Below are 16,861 nucleotides of genomic sequence, written 5' to 3'. Positions count from 1 at the left end.
CCTTTACCCTTCCTGCGCCGCCAGCGGCAGCGCAAACGCGAACACCGTGCCGAACGGCTCCCGGCGGCGCGCGCTCAGCTTCCCGCAGTGGCGCTCAATGATGCTGGCGCTGATGGTCAGCCCCATCCCCATTCCCTGCGCTTTGGTGGAGTAGAACGAGTCAAAGATCTGCTCCAGACGCTCGGGTTCAATGCCGCTGCCGGTATCGGCGATCTCGACGATCACTTTCCCGTCCGCGTTGCCGGTGCTGAGGGTAATGGCGCAGGGGCGATCCTTGACCTCGGCCATCGCCTCTACCGCATTCATCACCAGATTCAACAGCACCTGCTGGATCTGCACGCTGTCGCCGGTGATAAAGCTCTCCTGCGCCTTCAACATGTAATCAACGCTAATGTGTCGCTGCTCCAGCTCGCTGCGGGAGAGCGTGATGATATGGTGGATCAGGTAGTGCATGTCGATGCGCGTGAAGGTGGGATCCTGCTTGCGCGTCAGGGACTGGATGCTGCGAATGATCTCCCCCGCCCGCGCGCCTTCGGCAGCGATCTCCTCCAGCCCTTCCCGTACTTTATCCAGACGGGCGGGCTCGCGGTTGAGCCAGCGCAGGCTCGCCCCGGCGTTCGAGACGATCGACATCAGCGGCTGGTTGATCTCGTGGGCGATGGAGGAGGTCAGCTGTCCGACGGTGGTGGCCCGGGACACCCGCGCCAGATCCGCCTGCGCCACCCGCATGGCATCTTCCGCGGCGCGCTGGCTGGTGATATCGGTGATGATGCCGTAATACTCGTTCACCTCGCTGCCCACGCCGACCGGGTCGCCAATCCCGAGGATGTAGCGGGTTGAGCCGTCGGTACGCTTAACGCGAAACTCCGCGCGCATGGAGAGCCCGTCGCGCACGCTCCGGGTGACGATGGCGCTGATGCGGCCGTAATCGTCCTCATGAACGAAGGTCAAAAACTCCGCCATGGAGATCATTTTTTGCTGCTCGGGCAGGCCGAGAATGCGGGCGTACTCTTCCGAGACAAACATCAGATCCTGCTCCAGCTCCCAGCGCCAGCTGCCGGTGTGGCTGATCTGCTCGCCCAGCATCAGCGAGGTCTGGCTGGATCGCAGCTCTTTCTCCACCCGTCGGCGCTGGATGTTCTCCGCCAGCAGCTCGGCGTACAGCCGCGCCGTCTCCAGGGATACCGCGGCCTGCGCGCCCAGCAGGCTCACCACGCGCGAATGCTCGGCGGTGAAGACCTCCGGCATCAGGCGGTTTTCCAGGTACAGCACGCCCACCAGCCGCGCCTGTTTGAACATCGGGACGCACATGACCGCCGCCCCCGAGGTCACCAGATAGGGATCCTGACTGAAGGGATGGAACTCCTCCGGTCTGCCGGTGCGGATCTCCTGCCCGGTGCGGATCACCGCCGCCAGCACAGACAGCGGCAGGTCGGTCGCCGTCGGCACGTCTTTCAGGATCCGCACCCGCACGCCCTCGGTGCTGGTCCAGGCGCTGGCCTCGATCTCCGGGATGAGGCTCTCGCTCACGCGAAGCAGCAGGCCGCGCTGTGCCCCGGCGCGTTCGAGCAGAATGGTCATCAGATTTTCGATTAAGCGCTCAAGGTTGATCTCTTCCGACAGCGCGCGTGACGCTTTGATCACGCTTTGCAGATCGCGGATGGTCTCGTTCTGGGCGAACGCCACCGTGTCGTAGGCGCTGGCCTGCCCCGAGGCCAGCAGGTGCGGGAAATCCTGCTCCAGCTGGCGGATCTTGGCCTGGGCGCCCGCGCGACCCCAGGCGGCGATGGCCCCGCGGAAGTGTGCGTCCGAGGCGGTCGGGTAGCCGCAGGCCAGGGAAAAGCGCCCCGCCAGCTCGTGGGCCAGGGCGTTAATCGGGTTAAACCCGCCCTCGCGGGAGAGCCGGACCGCCTTCTCATACTGCTCCAGCGCGATGCTGTTCATCCCGTCCAGACGCACGATTTCGGCGTAGATCAGCGCCTCTTTATCCGCGAACGTGCCGGAATTAATGCGCGCCCAGAGGGCGATTTTGTCGTAGTGGGCGTGAATACTGCGGCGGTGGTTCGCCGAGAAGGTCTCCGGCGTCAGCTGACGGGAGAGCGCCAGAGCGCTGTAGAGATGGTAATCCAGCAGGTGAATGTGTCCCGGCGCGGACCACGCGTACCAGCCCGCCATTTCGAGATCCGCCTGCGCGGCGGCGTATTCCCCGCAGGTAAAGTGCGCCATGCCGCGGTAGAGCCAGTACCAGAACAGCATGGTGGAGGTGTGCTCCGGAGCCTGCTCCGGCGACGCGGGAAGCAGCGCCTCAGGCAATACCTGCGATGCGGTCCAGGTGCCGATGACCGGCGTGCGCAGAAATTCAACGTACCCGCGCTGAACCATCAAAATGGTTTCCACGTCCTGGAAGTGGGTTTTACGCACGAACGCCAGGCCGCGATCGATGCTGGTCAGCACCCCGTCCAGGTGATCGCCCCGCGAGAGGAAGTTGATCACCTGGTGGCAGGCCGCAAAGCAGGCCATCGTCATATCCCCGTGGGTCACCGCCGAGGTGAAGCAGGCCTTCGCGCACTCGATGGTAAACGATAAAGGCTGGGTCCAGACGCTGAGCTGGTCGAGCGGCAGCAGGGTTTTGGCTTCGAAGGCATCGTAGCCGTGGCGATTGACCAGCTCGCGGGCCAGGGTGCCGTACTGGAACCCGAGGCGGTACTCGGCGTAGCGGTGGCCCATCAGCACGCCAAACCAGGCCATCGCCGTGGTGGACGCGCCGGTAATGCCGTGGTCGAGGGTCAGGTGCATCATGCGGCAGAGCAGCAAAAAGTGCAGGCGCGGGCAGATGAAGCTGGCGCAAATGCTGGCGCTGTAGAGCAGGTTCATCACCGCTTCGGTTTCCGGGTTATCCATCCGCGACAGCGGGGCAAACAGATGTTGCGGCGCGTCATTCGCGCGGTTGCAGAAGCGTTCCCAGGCCTCGTCGCAGTCGGCGTCTTCCGGATAGCGGCCAATCTGGATGCCAAACACCCCCAGCCAGCAGAGCGCCGCCTCCAGCGCCAGACGGCTGTCCGACTGACGAATGTACACCTCCACCAGCAGGTTGGCCGCCAGCGCCTTTTCGGTCAGCCCGCCGGGGCAGCCGAGAATGGCGTCACACAGCTCGCGGGTGCGCTCCAGATGCCCCAGCGCAAACTCGCAGCCCGCCTCTTCGATATCGAGCATAAAGTCTGACACCGTCCCGGCGTTGCCCAGCGCTCTGGCGGTCTGGATATAGCCGAGCGCCGAAAGGTAATCTCCCGAACGCTTCGCGCGTCGCGCGGCCAGCAGGCTCAGCTCGCGGAACCTCTGGCGCTGCGGCACGGGCTGGATGCTGTCCAGCGCGGCCGTGACGTGGTGAACGGCGCGGAACAGCAGCTCGTTCCCCGCCGCCTGACGCGCGGCGTCGGCCAGCAGGCTGGCGGTGGTCAGGTGAATATGGCTTTTCTCATGGCGATCCAGCAGCGCAAAGGCCGCCTCCTGCACCCGGTCGTGGGTGAAGGCGTACTTTTTTTCCGTCAGCACGATGAGCTGGGCCATCACCGCCGGGTGCAGCGCATAGCGCATTTCCGCCATCGACAGGCCCACCACGCGGCAGATCATCTCCATCTCGCCCGTGCCGCCGAGGCAGGCGATGCTGCCCAGCAGGCGGCGCGTCTCGTCGGGCAGCTCTTCGAGCTGCTCCAGCACCAGAGTGACGACGTTTTCGGTGTAATGCCTGGCGCGGATCGCCTGCAGATCGTAGTGCCACTTGTCCTGATATTTGTTGTGCACCACCAGACCGTCGTCGACGATGCGGCGGAAAAACTCGTGCACGAAGAGCGGGTTGCCGCCGGTCTTCTCATGGATCAGCGTGGCGAGATCGGTCGTCGCCGCGCTGCGGGTGCGAAATACCGTCGCCAGCCAGCGCGCCACCGCTTTCACGGAAAGCGCCTGCGGGACAATCTCGCTCGCGTTTTGCGCCGCCTCCGGCAGGCCTGCCAGCAGCGCCTGCAGGGCGGCGTCGGACACGGAACTGATATCGCGGTGGGCCACCACCACCAGCAGCGGAACAGCGCCGCAGTTCACCAGCAGATAGTTCAGCGTATGCAGGCTGGCGGGGTCGCTCCACTGGAGATCGTCGAGCACCAGCACCAGCGGGCAGCCCTGCGAGGCAAAGGCCTTCACCAGCGCCAGCACCATATGGCTGAAGCGCGCCCGGGCATCAATCGAAAACGTATCCGCCGAGAAGCGCGGCCTGCTCTCAAGCAGCAGGCCCAGCTCGGGCACCAGGCTGACGGCAAGCTCCTCATACCCTTCAAGGGCGCGCGAGAGGCGGATTTTCCACTTCGCCACCTCGTCTGCCGGCAGCCCGAGCAGGTGCAGCGTCAGGGTACGGAACGCGGAGCTTAATACGCCATAGGGCAGCGACGGCGAAAACTGATCGACTTTGCCCACCGCCAGCAGCACCGTGCGCTGCTGAAGCGTTTTGAGCGCCGTCGCGATGAGCGAGGATTTGCCGATCCCCGACGGCCCGCCGATCGTCACCAGCTCCGGCACGCGGTTCAGCCCCACCCGCTCAAACGCGGCAATGACGTCGTTCGCCTGCGGATGGGCCGCGAACAGGGAATCCGCCAGATGGATCGCCGGGGTGCGGTCCTGCTGGCCGGGGGTAAAGGCGACGATCTCCCCCTCACAGGTCAACGTCGCCTGGCAGCGGCGGAGGTCGGCAATCAGCCCGTCGACCGTCTGGTAGCGGTTATCGGGGTGCTTTTCCAGCAGCTTCAGGATGATGGTCGACAGCATTTCCGGCACGTCCGGGCGGATCGCGTCCGGGGCCAGCGGCTCAGAGGCAATGTGGTAGTGCGCCCAGTTGGTCTGGTCGTCTTCCCCCAGCTCAAACGGCAGGCGGCCGGTCAGAAGTTCATACAGCACCATGCCGAGGCTGTAGAGATCGCTGCGGTTATCAACGGGGCGCTGGGTGCGGGAGGTGTGCTCCGGCGACATCCAGGCGGGCGTACCGCCCGACACGGCAAGCCGGGTCTGGGAGAAAGCATCGGAGAGAGTACAGGAGAGGCCAAAGCTGCCCAGACGGCAGGTGGCATCGTGCTGAACAAAAATGCTGCCGGGCTTGATATCGCCGTGGATCAGGTTTTGCAGATGCATCTGGCGCAGGGGAACGCAGATCTGGATCGCCATCTCGATAAAGCGCGCGATCCCCGAGATCGCCCTGCCCGCGCGTCGCGCCAGCAGCTCAAAGGAAAACGGGGCGTACACCAGCGCGAAGCGCCCCCGGTACTGGGTGGACGCGACGGCGCGAATGGCCCAGCTGTCCTGCAGCATATCGCGCAGCGCAAACTCGTTTTTGAGCAGCCGGGTGGTTCGCTCTTCCTCTTCGTCGCTGACCGCGGTGGCGATAATGAACGAGCCGCCGGAATGAGGATGTCGCGCGTGCATCCAGGCAATTCCACCCTCCTGCGCCAGCACGGTAAAAATCACATCCTCTTTAAGGACAAAAACCCGCCCCTGATGAAGATTCCCCTGGGCGGGCCAGAATGCAGGCTGCTCGTTTTCGTTCATCCGCGATCCTTATTGTCGGCGGGCCAGCTCCCGCTGAATATGATCCAGCAGAATATCGATGTTAATGGGCTTACGCAAAAAAGCAGCGGCGCCCTGGCTGAGAGCGTACCGCTGTATATTTTCATCAGCATGACCGGAGATAAAGATCACGGGCGGCGGCGGTACGGCCAGCAGCCGCAGCTTGTCAAACAGCTCCAGGCCGCTCATGCCCCGCAGCTTGATATCGGCGATCACCAGCGCCGCGCCGGACAGGGCGAGCGGATGGCTCAGAAATACCTCTGCCGAATCAAACGTATCGGTCGAATAGCCTTCCGACTCCAGGAGATTACTCAGCCCGCTGCGGACGGAACGTTCGTCATCAATGATGGCAATGCGCCACGGCAGCGTCATGCTGTGATTCCTCTGGTCAATCATTAAACGTCGCGATCGTCCTTCGCGGGCGCAGGGGGCGCCGTGCCGCTGATTTTCGGCACGCATTCGTGACGAAACCAGGCGAGGGTAAGCGGTTCGCGACTCAGTAAACGCCGTCCCACCGGGATGAGCTGTTCGCCCACCAGCATGCCAAACAGGCCAAGCAGAGCGACAACCGGCGGCGCCGGGGAATGGACGTCGAGCAGAGCGTAAATTACCCCAGCAGCCACGCCGCACACCAGCGAAATTATCCATGCTTTCATGAGGACGCTCCCGTCTGCGAGTTGGCCTGCGGAACGGTCACCTGAGGAGGGGGCGCGCCGTCGCGGGATAACAGATGCCGCGTCGCCTGTTCACCCGCCAGCATCCCCAGCAGGCCAATCAGCGCCAGCGCGGGCGGCGCGGGGGAGCGCACCTTCAGCACGGCATACATCAGGCCAATCAACACGCCTGCGGCAAGGGATATCAGCCCTGTACTCATTGTGAACTCCAGAGAAAGAGGCAGCGGCGAGCCGGATGAGGGACCAGCCCGCCAGCGGAACTTAGCGAGCCGGGACCGGCGCTAAGGTGCGGTGCTCGCTCTTCTGGCGAGACGGCGCTTTGTGCACCATGGTGTAGGCGTAATCCACGCCCATGCCGTACGCGCCGGAGTGCTCGCGCACGATATCCATCACCGCGGTGTAGGTCTCTTTACGCGCCCAGTCGCGCTGCCACTCCAGCATCACCTGCTGCCAGGTCACCGGGATCACGCCCGCCTGGATCATGCGCTGCATCGCGTAGTCGTGGGCTTCTTTGGAGGTGCCGCCGGACGCGTCCGCCACCATATAAATTTCGTAATCGCCTTCCAGCATCGCGCACAGGGCGAAGCTGTTGTTGCACACTTCGGTCCACAGGCCGGCAACCACCACCTTCTTCTTGCCGTTGGCCTTCAGCGCGTCGCGCACCTTCTGGTCGTCCCAGGAGTTCATGGAGGTGCGCTCCAGGATGTCCTGGCCCGGGAACACGTCCAGCAGTTCAGGATAGGTATTGCCAGAGAAGCTTTCGGTCTCAACGGTGGTGATGATGGTCGGGATGTTGAACACTTTGGCCGCTTTCGCCAGCGCCACGGTGTTGTTTTTCAGCACCTGGCGGTCAATAGACTGCACGCCAAATGCCATCTGTGGCTGGTGATCGATAAAGATTATCTGACAGTTCGCAGGGGTTAACACTTCGAGCTTTGAAGAGGTCATAGCATTTTCCAGTGGTTAAGGGTGAAATCGCCGCGAGCGCCGCGACGATAAAGTCACCCTCATCCTGCGGTTTTCCGTCCCTGCGCGTAATTATCTCTTCGTATAGTTAACCTTAGGTATAGTTATACTTTGGTATACCTATCCTATTGTATAACTGGATCTTTGCCGAAACCGGTTCCCATAATCCTGACCATTCCCCTCTCAGTCAGGAGCAGTTTATGGTTACCCTCGGTAAAGCCGATCTCATTCTGGTTAACGGCCAGTTTCACACCGTCGATCGCGAGAACCCCGTCGCGGAAGCCGTTGCCGTGCGCGACGGAAAATTTCTGGAAGTGGGTACCGTCGCCGAGGTGATGCAACACCACTGCGACGGCACTAAGGTGGTCGACTTAAAAGGCCACACCGCCATCCCCGGCCTGAACGACTCCCACCTGCACCTGATCCGCGGCGGGCTGAACTACAACCTCGAGCTGCGCTGGGAGGGCGTACCGTCCCTGGCCGATGCCCTGCGGATGCTGAAAGAGCAGGCGCTGCGCACGCCGTCGCCCCAGTGGGTGCGCGTGGTGGGCGGCTGGACCGAGTTCCAGTTTGCCGAGCGCCGGATGCCGACCCTGGACGAAATTAACGACGCCGCGCCGGACACTCCGGTCTTCATCCTGCACCTGTACGACCGCGCCCTGCTCAACCGCGCCGCGCTGAAGGTGGTCGGCTACACCAAAGACACGCCAAACCCGCCGGGCGGCGAGATCCAGCGCGACGCCAACGGCAACCCGACCGGGATGCTGATTGCCCGTCCGAACGCCATGATCCTCTACGCCACGCTGGCCAAAGGGCCTAAGGTGCCGCTGGAGCAGCAGGTCAACTCCACCCGCCAGTTCATGCGCGAGCTGAACCGCCTGGGCCTGACCAGCGCCATCGACGCGGGCGGCGGCTTCCAGAACTACCCGGAAGATTACGAGGTGATTGCCGAGCTGCACGAGAAAAAGCAGATGACCATCCGCATCGCCTATAACCTGTTTACCCAGCGTCCGGGCCACGAGCTGGAAGACTTTGAAAAATGGACCGACATGCTCACGCCGGGCCAGGGCAGCGACTTCTTCCGCCACAACGGCGCGGGTGAGATGCTGGTCTTCTCCGCCGCCGATTTTGAAGACTTCCTCGAGCCGCGCCCGGACCTCGCGCCGGGCATGGAGGACGAGCTGGAGCGCGTGGTGCGCCACCTGGTGGAGCACCGCTGGCCGTTCCGCCTGCACGCCACCTATAACGAATCCATCAGCCGCATGCTGGACGTCTTCGAGAAGGTGAACCGCGACATTCCGTTCAACGGCCTGCACTGGTTCTTCGACCATGCTGAAACCGTCACCCAGGCCAACATCGACCGCATCAAAGCACTGGGCGGCGGCATTGCCGTCCAGCACCGCATGGCCTTCCAGGGCGAATACTTCGCCGAGCGTTACGGCATCGAAGCCACCCGCCACACGCCGCCGGTGGCGAAAATGCTCGAGACCGGCGTGCCGGTAGGCTTAGGGACGGACGCCACCCGCGTGGCGAGCTACAACCCGTGGACCGCGCTCTACTGGCTGGTCTCCGGTCGTACCGTCGGCGGGATGCAGATGTACGATCACAGCGCCCGTCTGGATCGCGATACCGCCCTGATGCTCTGGACCCAGGGCAGCGCGTGGTTCTCCAGCGAGCAGAACCAGAAGGGGCAGATCAAGGTCGGCCAGCTCGCCGACCTGGCGGTGCTGAGCAAAGACTACTTCCGCGTGCCGGAAGAGGAGATCAAAGGCATCGAGTCCGTCCTGACGGTGGTGAACGGCGACATCGTCTACGCCGCAGGCAGCTTTGGCCCGCTTGCGCCACCGGCCATTCCGGTCCTGCCCGAGTGGTCCCCGGTGGTCAAGGTGCCGGGCCACTACCGCAGCGCGCCGCCGCAGGCCGCACGCGTCGGCATGAGCCCTATCCATCACTGCAGCGGCCCGTGCGGGGTTCACAGCCACCAGCATGATTTCGCCCGCACGTCAGAGATGCCGGTGTCCGACGATAACGCTTTCTGGGGGGCGCTGGGCTGCAGCTGCTTTGCATTCTGATGAAAAACACTTTTGCTCCGCCCCGGGTCGACCTGGGGCTGTTCTTCCTGCGCCTGACCGGCAGCCTGCTGCTGCTGTACGTGCACGGCCTGCCGAAGGTGCTGCACTTCAGCGAAGAGCTGACGCGCATTGAAGATCCGTTCGGCTTCGGGCCTTACGCCAGCCTGATCCCGGCGATTGTCGCCGAGGTGATCTGCCCGCTGTTTATCATTGCGGGGGTTTACACCCGCCTGGCGTGCCTGCCGGTTATCGCCGTGCTGCTGGTGGCGATGCTGGCGGTCCACCCGAACTGGTCGATTGCCGAAGGGCAGTTTGGCTGGCTGCTGCTGATTATCTTCACCACCCTCGCCCTCACCGGGCCGGGCCAGTGGCGGCTGCAGCGTAAGGCAACGGAGAGGTTTGCATGACCCAGGTTAACGACGTTCGCGACGCCCACGTCGAGACGACGCCCGCACCGACGGTTTCACCCTGGCAGCCGCTGAGCCAGCCGGTATTCCGCATGCTGTGGATCGCCACGGTGGTCTCTAACGTCGGCTCATGGATGAGCGACGTCGGCATCAACTGGAGCATGCTGACCCTGAGCGCCGATCCGCTGGACATCGCGCTGGTACAGGCGGCCAGCAGCCTGCCGATGTTCCTCTTCGCCCTGCCGTCCGGGGTGATGGCGGACATCGTCGACCGACGTAAATACCTGCTCTTCTCTCAATTATGGGTGTTCATCGCCGCCGCCGGGCTGACGGCGCTCTCCTTCACCGGACACGTCACCCCCACCGTGCTGCTGGTGGCGACGTTCCTGCTTAGCGTGGGCGCGGCGATGAGCTCGCCGCCGTTCCAGGCCGTGGTGCCCGATCTGGTGAGCAAGCCCGAGCTGGGCGCCGCCGTGGCGCTCAACTCGCTCGGGGTGAACATCAGCCGGGCGATTGGCCCCGCGCTGGGCGGTTTTCTGCTGTCGCTCGCCGGGCCGTGGATGGTGTTTGCCCTGAACGCGCTGTCCGTGGTCGGCGTGGCGTGGGTGCTGTGGCGCTGGCGTCCGGCCCCGTCCATACAGCGTCTGCCGCCGGAGCACTTCTTCTCTGCGGTGCGCTCCGGGATTCGCTACGTGCACGCCGCGCCGGTGCTGCGCAACGTGCTGGTGCGCACGGTAGCGTTCTTCGTTTTCGGCAGCGCGGGCTGGGCCCTGCTGCCGCTGGTGGCGCGCCGCGAGCTGGGCTTAGGCCCGGCGGGCTACGGCGTGATGCTGGCGTGCATTGGCCTGGGGGCGATTGCCGGGGCCATCCTGCTGCCCCGTCTGCGCCAGCGGCTGAACGCCGACCGCCTGATGGTGGCCGCCAGCCTGACCTTCGCTCTCACCATGCTGGCGCTGGCGTTCGTACGCCACTTCTGGCTGCTCAACCTGTTTGAGTTTTTCACCGGCTTCGCGTGGATTGCGGTGCTTTCAACGCTGAACCTCGGCGCGCAGCGCAGCGCCGCCCGCTGGGTGAAGGCCCGCGCGCTGGCGGTGTACCTGACCGTGTTCTTCGGCTCGATGACCACGGGCAGCGCCATCTGGGGGCAGATCGCGTCGCAGTTCGGCACCCCGACCTCGCTGGTGGTCGCCACGCTGGGGATGGTGCTGGCGAGCGCGACGGTGTTCCGCTGGAAGCTGGGCAAAGATCCTGACCTGAACCTCGACCTCAGCGGCCAGCCGCTGGACGGCGTGGAGATCGACCTGCCGAACGAGCGCGGCCCGGTGCTGGTCTCGCACGAGTACATCATCGACCCGCACAACGCAAAAGCCTTCCTGGAGGCGGTCCACGAGCTGCGCCGGGTGCGCCGCCGCGCCGGGGCGATGAGCTGGGCGGTATACGAAGATATTGAGCGCCCCGGCCTGTTTATTGAGACCTTCCTGATGGGCTCGTGGATTGAGCATCTGCGCCAGCAGGAGCGCCACACCATGAATGACCTCCTGCTGCAGAGCCGCGTTCTGGCTTTTCATCAGGGCACAACATCACCGGCAATACGCTACCTGGTCGCGCCGGTATAACCCTAATCATCACCTGCACAGGAACACACTATGGCAACGTTTAAGGCAAAAGACGGCACGCAGATTTACTACAAAGATTGCGGCGCGGGCAAACCGGTTCTCTTCAGCCACGGCTGGCCGCTGGACGGCGACATGTGGGACAGCCAGCTGAACTACCTGGCCGAGCGCGGCTTCCGCGCCATCGCCTTTGACCGTCGCGGCTTTGGCCGCTCGGATCAGCCGTGGAACGGCTACGACTACGACACCTTTGCGTCCGACATTAACGACCTGATTACCGCCCTGGACCTGCAGGACGTGACGCTGGTGGGCTTCTCCATGGGCGGCGGCGACGTGACCCGCTACATCAACAACTACGGCAGCGCGCGCGTGGCCGGTCTGGCGCTGCTGGGCGCGGTGACGCCGATCTTCGGCAAATCCGACTCCTTCCCGCAGGGTGTGGATCAGAGCGTGTTTGACGGCATTCGCGACGGGCTGCGTAAAGATCGCGCCCAGTTCATCAGCGACTTCGCCACCCCGTTCTACGGCATCAACGCCGGGCAGACCGTCTCTGCCGGTGCGCTGACCCAGACGCTGAACATCGCCCTACTGGCGTCTTTGAAGGGCACCATCGACTGCGTGACCGCGTTCGGCGAAACCGACTTCCGCCCGGATATGGCGAAAATCGACGTGCCGACGCTGGTGATCCACGGCAGCAACGACCAGATCGTGCCGTTTGAAAGCACCGGCAAGCTGGCAGCAGAGATGATCAAAAACGCCACGCTGAAGGTGTACGACAACGCGCCGCACGGCTTCGCGCTGACCCACCAGGACCAGCTCAACGAAGATCTGCTGGCGTTTGTGAAGTCGCTGTAAGATGGTCTGAGGGCATGTCGTTCCGGCATGCCCTTATAGATCACTGTTTTAGGTAGTTATTCATTAAGGCTTACAATCCCGTAAAATTCAGTCGCCAGGTTACAGAAGCCTGAAATTTTACTGGAGAGCATATGGACGCAGTTGAGCAAGACGTCAGATTCGCATGGGCAGACTTTTATCAGACATTTGCCTCTCAGCTACTGACCTGGCGAAATCGAAGAGAGGAGTTGGTGGCGGGCATTCACCGCATTGCTGCTGAGATTGGCAGTATGTCACACCTGCAAGACAAGCCCGCTAATGGCGCTCCCCATCCTTTGAAAGACATTTGTCCTTTTACCACTATGGGCTTGTTTAATCGCTCACTTACCGTTACCAACCGAAGAAATATCGCAGCCAGCCTGGCAAAACTGATAGGCGTTCGCGAACCGGTTCCTGAATCGTTCGACGGTATTCCGCTGCTGAACAATCAGAAGTCATGGTTCTTTGGCTATGAGAAATCACGTAAGCCAGAAGACATCGATACGCTGTGGGAAATGTTTTCTCAGGCAATCTCCTTCGCCGACACCCCAAACGCCGATCCCACGGACTTCCTCTTGTCTTATGACGCCGCATCTAACGTGCGCAATGTTGGCTGGAACCTGACGATGGGATTGTACTGGCTACGCCCCTGGTTCTATCCTACGCTGGATAGCCAGTCTCAGTACTACATCCAGAAAGTCCTGAATATTAAAATCATTAAAAAAGGTGCCAAAGGGCGCTGCAGCGGACACAACTATCAGACCGTAGCCCTGGCGCTCAAAAAGGCTTTTACCCAGCCAAACTACCCGGTTCACTCCTTCCCCGAACTCTCTCTGGCGGCATGGAATATCGATTTACATCAGTCAAATGATGAAGTCGAGCGGCTGACATGGAAAGCGTATTTGCTTAATAAAATCAAACTACTGTGCCTGAAAAAAGACAGCCCATACTTCTCCTTGAGGGAGTTAAAAGAGGCTTATCTGGATGAGATTAAGGCGGATTACCCCAATAACAATACAGTTGAATCGTCCATTTCATATTATCTGCAAAAACTACGTGATGATGATGAACTGGAGTTTCAGACCCCCGGTAACTATGAATATCTCAACTTCGATAAAGGTGAATTGCAAAGCATCACCGAGGAAACGGTTGAAGAGAACGTGCCCGCTGAAATCCCTTACAAGCCTTACGCGATAAGCAATTTGATCGACGAAGGCTGCTTTTTAGAAGAGGATAAAATCCAACTCATCCTTCAGCGGCTACAGGCCAAAAAAAACCTGATCCTGCAGGGCCCGCCGGGAACCGGTAAAACCTGGCTTGCTCGCCGCCTGGCATATTGCCTGATGGGCGAGGAAACCTCTAAACGCATCAGCGCGGTGCAGTTCCACCCTACCCTCTCCTACGAAGATTTTATTCGCGGCTGGCGTCCTAATAATGAAGGACGTTTAGCACTGGTAGACGGGCCTTTTCTCCATGCGATAGACAGAGCAGTAAACGATCCGACGACTAAATACGTGGTCATCATTGAAGAGATTAATCGGGGCAACCCTGCGCAAATTTTCGGCGAAACGCTGACGCTGATGGAGGCGGATAAACGCACACCGAATGAGGCGCTTGAGCTTTCATACCGATCGGATATGGACGAAAAAACATACATTCCTGAAAACCTGTACATCATCGGGACGATGAATATCGCTGACCGCTCGCTTGCCCTGCTAGACCTGGCATTACGGCGCCGCTTTGCGTTTATTGATCTTAAGCCCGAATTTAACGACGCGTGGAAAAAGTGGGTTAACCAACGGTTTAATGTGAGTCTGGAAACATTAGCCCTTATCGAATCCCAGTTAACCGCGTTAAATGAAAAATTGTCCAGGGATGCGGCGCTAGGGCCACAGTTTTGCATCGGGCATAGCTATTTTACCCCACCCACGGGGTTGAAAATTGACGACGGGATGGCCTGGTACGAGCAGGTTGTCGAAACCGAAATCTGCCCTTTACTTGCCGAATACTGGTTCGATGCGCCGGAGAAAGTCCTTGATGCCAGAAAAGGACTTCTCAGCGTATGACCGATCTTGCTGAACGTGGCGATACGCAGGCTCGGGCAGCTGTATCGCGTATTCCTTTGCGCAACATCTGGCTATTGATGCTGTACGCCTCCAGTCTGTTTCGCCACCACGGGCGCAGCATGGTTGCCGCTGAAAACAACCCGGAGGAGATCCCGGCGCTGGTAGCCAGAATCCTGCTTCACGAAGTAGAACAGCGGCTGTTAAGGCAGTTAAGTATGGGATACCAAACACGCCGCGCCACGCTTAACAGGGTAAGAGGACGCATTGATGTTCTGCGTACAACCAGTCGACAATTGCTTGAGCGGGCACAGGTAGCGTGTCAGTTTCAGGAAATGACGCTGGATACACCACGAAATCGCTATGTTCGCTCTGCGCTAGAGCACCTTGTTCCACTGCTCAGCGACGGCACGCTGGCTGCGCAATGTCGCGCAATGGCAGTCAATTTGCGTCGTAGAGGTATCGAGGGCGCTATGCCCAGCAAAGGTGAACTGCCGTCAATCACGCGCTTTGGTAGCCACGATGCGGCGGATAAAGCCATGGTAGATGCCGCGCAGCTGGCATTTGAATTATGGCTACCAACACAAATTGCGGGGCAAAAACTGTTGCCAACGCCGTCTGATGATCCTTACTGGATGCGTAAACTGTTCGAGAAAAGTATGGCGGGTTTCTATCACGTCCATCTTCCCAAAAAAGACTGGACAGTCACTGCCGGAAAAGAGTTGAAATGGAGATTAACCTCTCACAGTGCAGGGAGCGAAAGTATTTTCCCAACCATGAACTCGGACATCATTCTTGAGCACAGGCAACCTGCACAGCGCATCATCATCGACACTAAATTTAATAACATTCTGATTAAAGGCTGGTATCGCGATCAGAGCTTGCGCAGCGGTTATATCTACCAGATGTATACCTATCTGCGCACGCAGGAGAATCGAACAGACCCGCTATCTCTCCGTTCGGCTGGATTATTACTTCATCCAGCCGTCGACGTAATGCTCTCCGAATTCGTTGAGGTACAGGGGCATAAAATCCACTTTGCCACCGTTGATTTAGCAGCAGATGCCGTCACAATGACTCAGCAATTATTGAAATTAGCCCATGATTGCTGTGGGATAGCTGACGTGAATTAAGTTCTGAAGTGGACGCCTGTATGACAGGCGCCCACCTGGATTAGTTCGCCGGAGCCGGGCGCTCCAGCCGCTTATTCTCCGCACGGCTATTTTCTATATGATGCCTGCGCTCCGCCAGCAACCGACAAATCTCCGCGTGCTTCTCCTCGGTGAAGGTAAAGCGCGACATAAAGCCCATGCGGATCAGCGACCCAATCGCCGGCAGCAGGCAGATCCCGAAGAACAGCCCCGACAGCACGCCTTCACTCTGGATTTGCGCCTGCGGCACGTAGCCGATCATCGTCAGGAACACGCCGATTAGCCCGCCTCCCACCGCCACCGACATCTTGCCGGTAAAGGTCTGCCCGGAGAAGGTGATCGCAGCACAGCGCTTGTTCGTGTGGTACTCCGCGTACTCGATGGTGTCGGCAATCATCGACGAGGTGAGGATGTTGGTCATCATCACGAACAGCGTGCTCAGGCCGAGCAGAATGAACAGCATCGTCACCTGCTGATACCCGACAAACCACATCACCACGCGCACCGCCACGTCCAGCCCGCAGAGGATCATAAACAGCTTCCGCTTCTGCATCCGCCGCGTCAGCATCGGCGCGACCAGGCACAGCACCGCCGCCACAATTCCCATCACGCCAATCGCCATCTGCAGACTGCCGTCGCCCAGGTTATTGATAAAGAAGTAGATATAGAGACCGCCCGCCACGTTGTGGAACACGCAGAAGAAGAACGACAGCAGGACGATAAACAGCGGCTTGTTCTGGCGCAGGTTGTGGAAGGTGTCGCGGATGGTCACCTTCTCCGGGCTCGGCGGCACGCGCTCTTTGATCTGCATAAAGCCGTTGAGCATCAGCGGCAGGCCCACCAGCATCATCACCAGCGCCGCCATAAAGTAGCCTTTGTCATTGCTGTACTGGGCGAAAAACGCCGCCAGCTTCGGGAAGAAGATATTGGCGCAGGCAATCCCCGCGTTCACCCCGAGCATCGCCGCCGTCACCGCGCGGGTGCGCTGGGCGGAGTCGTTGGTCATCACCGACGACATCGACCAGAACGGGATATCGGAGATGGCGTACAGCGTCCCCCACAGGATGTAGGTCACCCCGGCGTAGAGGATTTTGGTGGTCATGTCCGCTTCGATTTTATAGAACGACAGCAGCGTGACGCCGGTGATCAGCAGCGGCGCGATCAGCAAAAAGTGGCGAAACTTGCCGAACCGGCTGTTAATGGTGTCCATAATGCTGGCAAACAGCGGATCGTGAACCGCGTCCCACGCGCGGGCAATCAGGAAGATGGTGCTCGCCGCCAGCGCCGAGATCCCCAGCACGTCGGTGTAAAAATAGTTAATAAACGAACCCACTAAACCAAAGCTAAAACACTGACCTAATCCATAACCAAAATATGACCACAACTCGCGAGACGGTATTTTCATTGTCATTGCCATTGTTATATGCCTGCCTGGTTG

General features: G+C 60.6%; 12 protein-coding genes. 6 read left to right on the top strand and 6 right to left on the bottom strand.

The window, feature by feature from the left end; genetic code table 11:
- Positions 1 to 3 precede the first annotated feature (3 nt).
- From M2433_RS14095 to M2433_RS14075, 5 genes are all read right to left on the bottom strand, one after another.
- On the bottom strand, positions 4 to 5,586 hold the full coding sequence (locus M2433_RS14095; RefSeq protein ID WP_429054896.1) for a trifunctional serine/threonine-protein kinase/ATP-binding protein/sensor histidine kinase: 5,583 nt from the start codon (positions 5,584 to 5,586) through the stop codon (positions 4 to 6).
- Between the two features lie 9 nt (positions 5,587 to 5,595).
- Positions 5,596 to 5,976: a response regulator transcription factor gene (locus M2433_RS14090; RefSeq protein WP_429054894.1), complete on the bottom strand. Its 381-nt coding sequence runs from the start codon at positions 5,974 to 5,976 to the stop codon at positions 5,596 to 5,598.
- Between the two features lie 23 nt (positions 5,977 to 5,999).
- Complete coding sequence (locus M2433_RS14085; RefSeq protein WP_023334358.1) at positions 6,000 to 6,260, bottom strand: XapX domain-containing protein; 261 nt, start codon at positions 6,258 to 6,260, stop codon at positions 6,000 to 6,002.
- The gene (locus M2433_RS14080) at positions 6,257 to 6,478 is read right to left on the bottom strand and encodes a DUF1427 family protein (RefSeq protein WP_023618601.1); all 222 of its coding nucleotides are present in this window, start codon (positions 6,476 to 6,478) and stop codon (positions 6,257 to 6,259) included. Before M2433_RS14080 ends, M2433_RS14085 begins: the two co-directional genes overlap by 4 nt.
- Before the next feature lie 61 nt (positions 6,479 to 6,539).
- Positions 6,540 to 7,226 carry a hydrolase gene (locus M2433_RS14075; protein ID WP_008501349.1) on the bottom strand — a complete coding sequence of 229 codons (687 nt, stop codon included), beginning with the start codon at positions 7,224 to 7,226 and terminating at the stop codon, positions 6,540 to 6,542.
- Positions 7,227 to 7,444: 218 nt separating this feature from the next.
- Between M2433_RS14075 and M2433_RS14070 the strand changes: the two genes are divergently transcribed.
- The 6 genes from M2433_RS14070 (at position 7,445) to mcrC (ending at position 15,405) form a co-directional block, all read left to right on the top strand.
- On the top strand, positions 7,445 to 9,316 hold the full coding sequence (locus M2433_RS14070; protein ID WP_429054890.1) for an amidohydrolase: 1,872 nt from the start codon (positions 7,445 to 7,447) through the stop codon (positions 9,314 to 9,316).
- Positions 9,316 to 9,723 (top strand): DoxX family protein, encoded by a 408-nt coding sequence (locus M2433_RS14065; protein ID WP_429054889.1) that lies wholly within the window; start codon positions 9,316 to 9,318, stop codon positions 9,721 to 9,723. The genes M2433_RS14070 and M2433_RS14065 overlap by 1 nt, the downstream gene beginning before the upstream one ends.
- Positions 9,720 to 11,339, top strand: a complete 1,620-nt coding sequence (locus M2433_RS14060; protein ID WP_429054887.1) for an MFS transporter — start codon at positions 9,720 to 9,722, stop codon at positions 11,337 to 11,339. The genes M2433_RS14065 and M2433_RS14060 overlap by 4 nt, the downstream gene beginning before the upstream one ends.
- A 30-nt stretch (positions 11,340 to 11,369) precedes the next feature.
- The gene (locus tag M2433_RS14055) at positions 11,370 to 12,191 is read left to right on the top strand and encodes an alpha/beta fold hydrolase (RefSeq protein ID WP_095453550.1); all 822 of its coding nucleotides are present in this window, start codon (positions 11,370 to 11,372) and stop codon (positions 12,189 to 12,191) included.
- Positions 12,192 to 12,322: 131 nt separating this feature from the next.
- The gene (locus M2433_RS14050; RefSeq protein WP_089598056.1) at positions 12,323 to 14,275 is read left to right on the top strand and encodes an AAA family ATPase; all 1,953 of its coding nucleotides are present in this window, start codon (positions 12,323 to 12,325) and stop codon (positions 14,273 to 14,275) included.
- On the top strand, positions 14,272 to 15,405 hold the full coding sequence (gene mcrC / locus M2433_RS14045) for a 5-methylcytosine-specific restriction endonuclease system specificity protein McrC (protein WP_411777989.1): 1,134 nt from the start codon (positions 14,272 to 14,274) through the stop codon (positions 15,403 to 15,405). Before M2433_RS14050 ends, mcrC begins: the two co-directional genes overlap by 4 nt.
- 40 nt (positions 15,406 to 15,445) lie before the next feature.
- Here mcrC and M2433_RS14040 read toward each other — a convergent pair whose 3' ends face one another.
- Positions 15,446 to 16,840 (bottom strand): MFS transporter, encoded by a 1,395-nt coding sequence (locus tag M2433_RS14040; protein ID WP_429054886.1) that lies wholly within the window; start codon positions 16,838 to 16,840, stop codon positions 15,446 to 15,448.
- Between the last annotated feature and the right edge of the window lie 21 nt (positions 16,841 to 16,861).

Origin of the sequence: Enterobacter sp. AC1, from assembly GCF_050434705.1 — a bacterium.
Taxonomy (GTDB): domain Bacteria; phylum Pseudomonadota; class Gammaproteobacteria; order Enterobacterales; family Enterobacteriaceae; genus Enterobacter; species Enterobacter cloacae_L.
The sequence above is the reverse complement of the archived record's forward strand: the minus strand, read 5'-3'. Positions and strand labels throughout refer to the sequence as shown.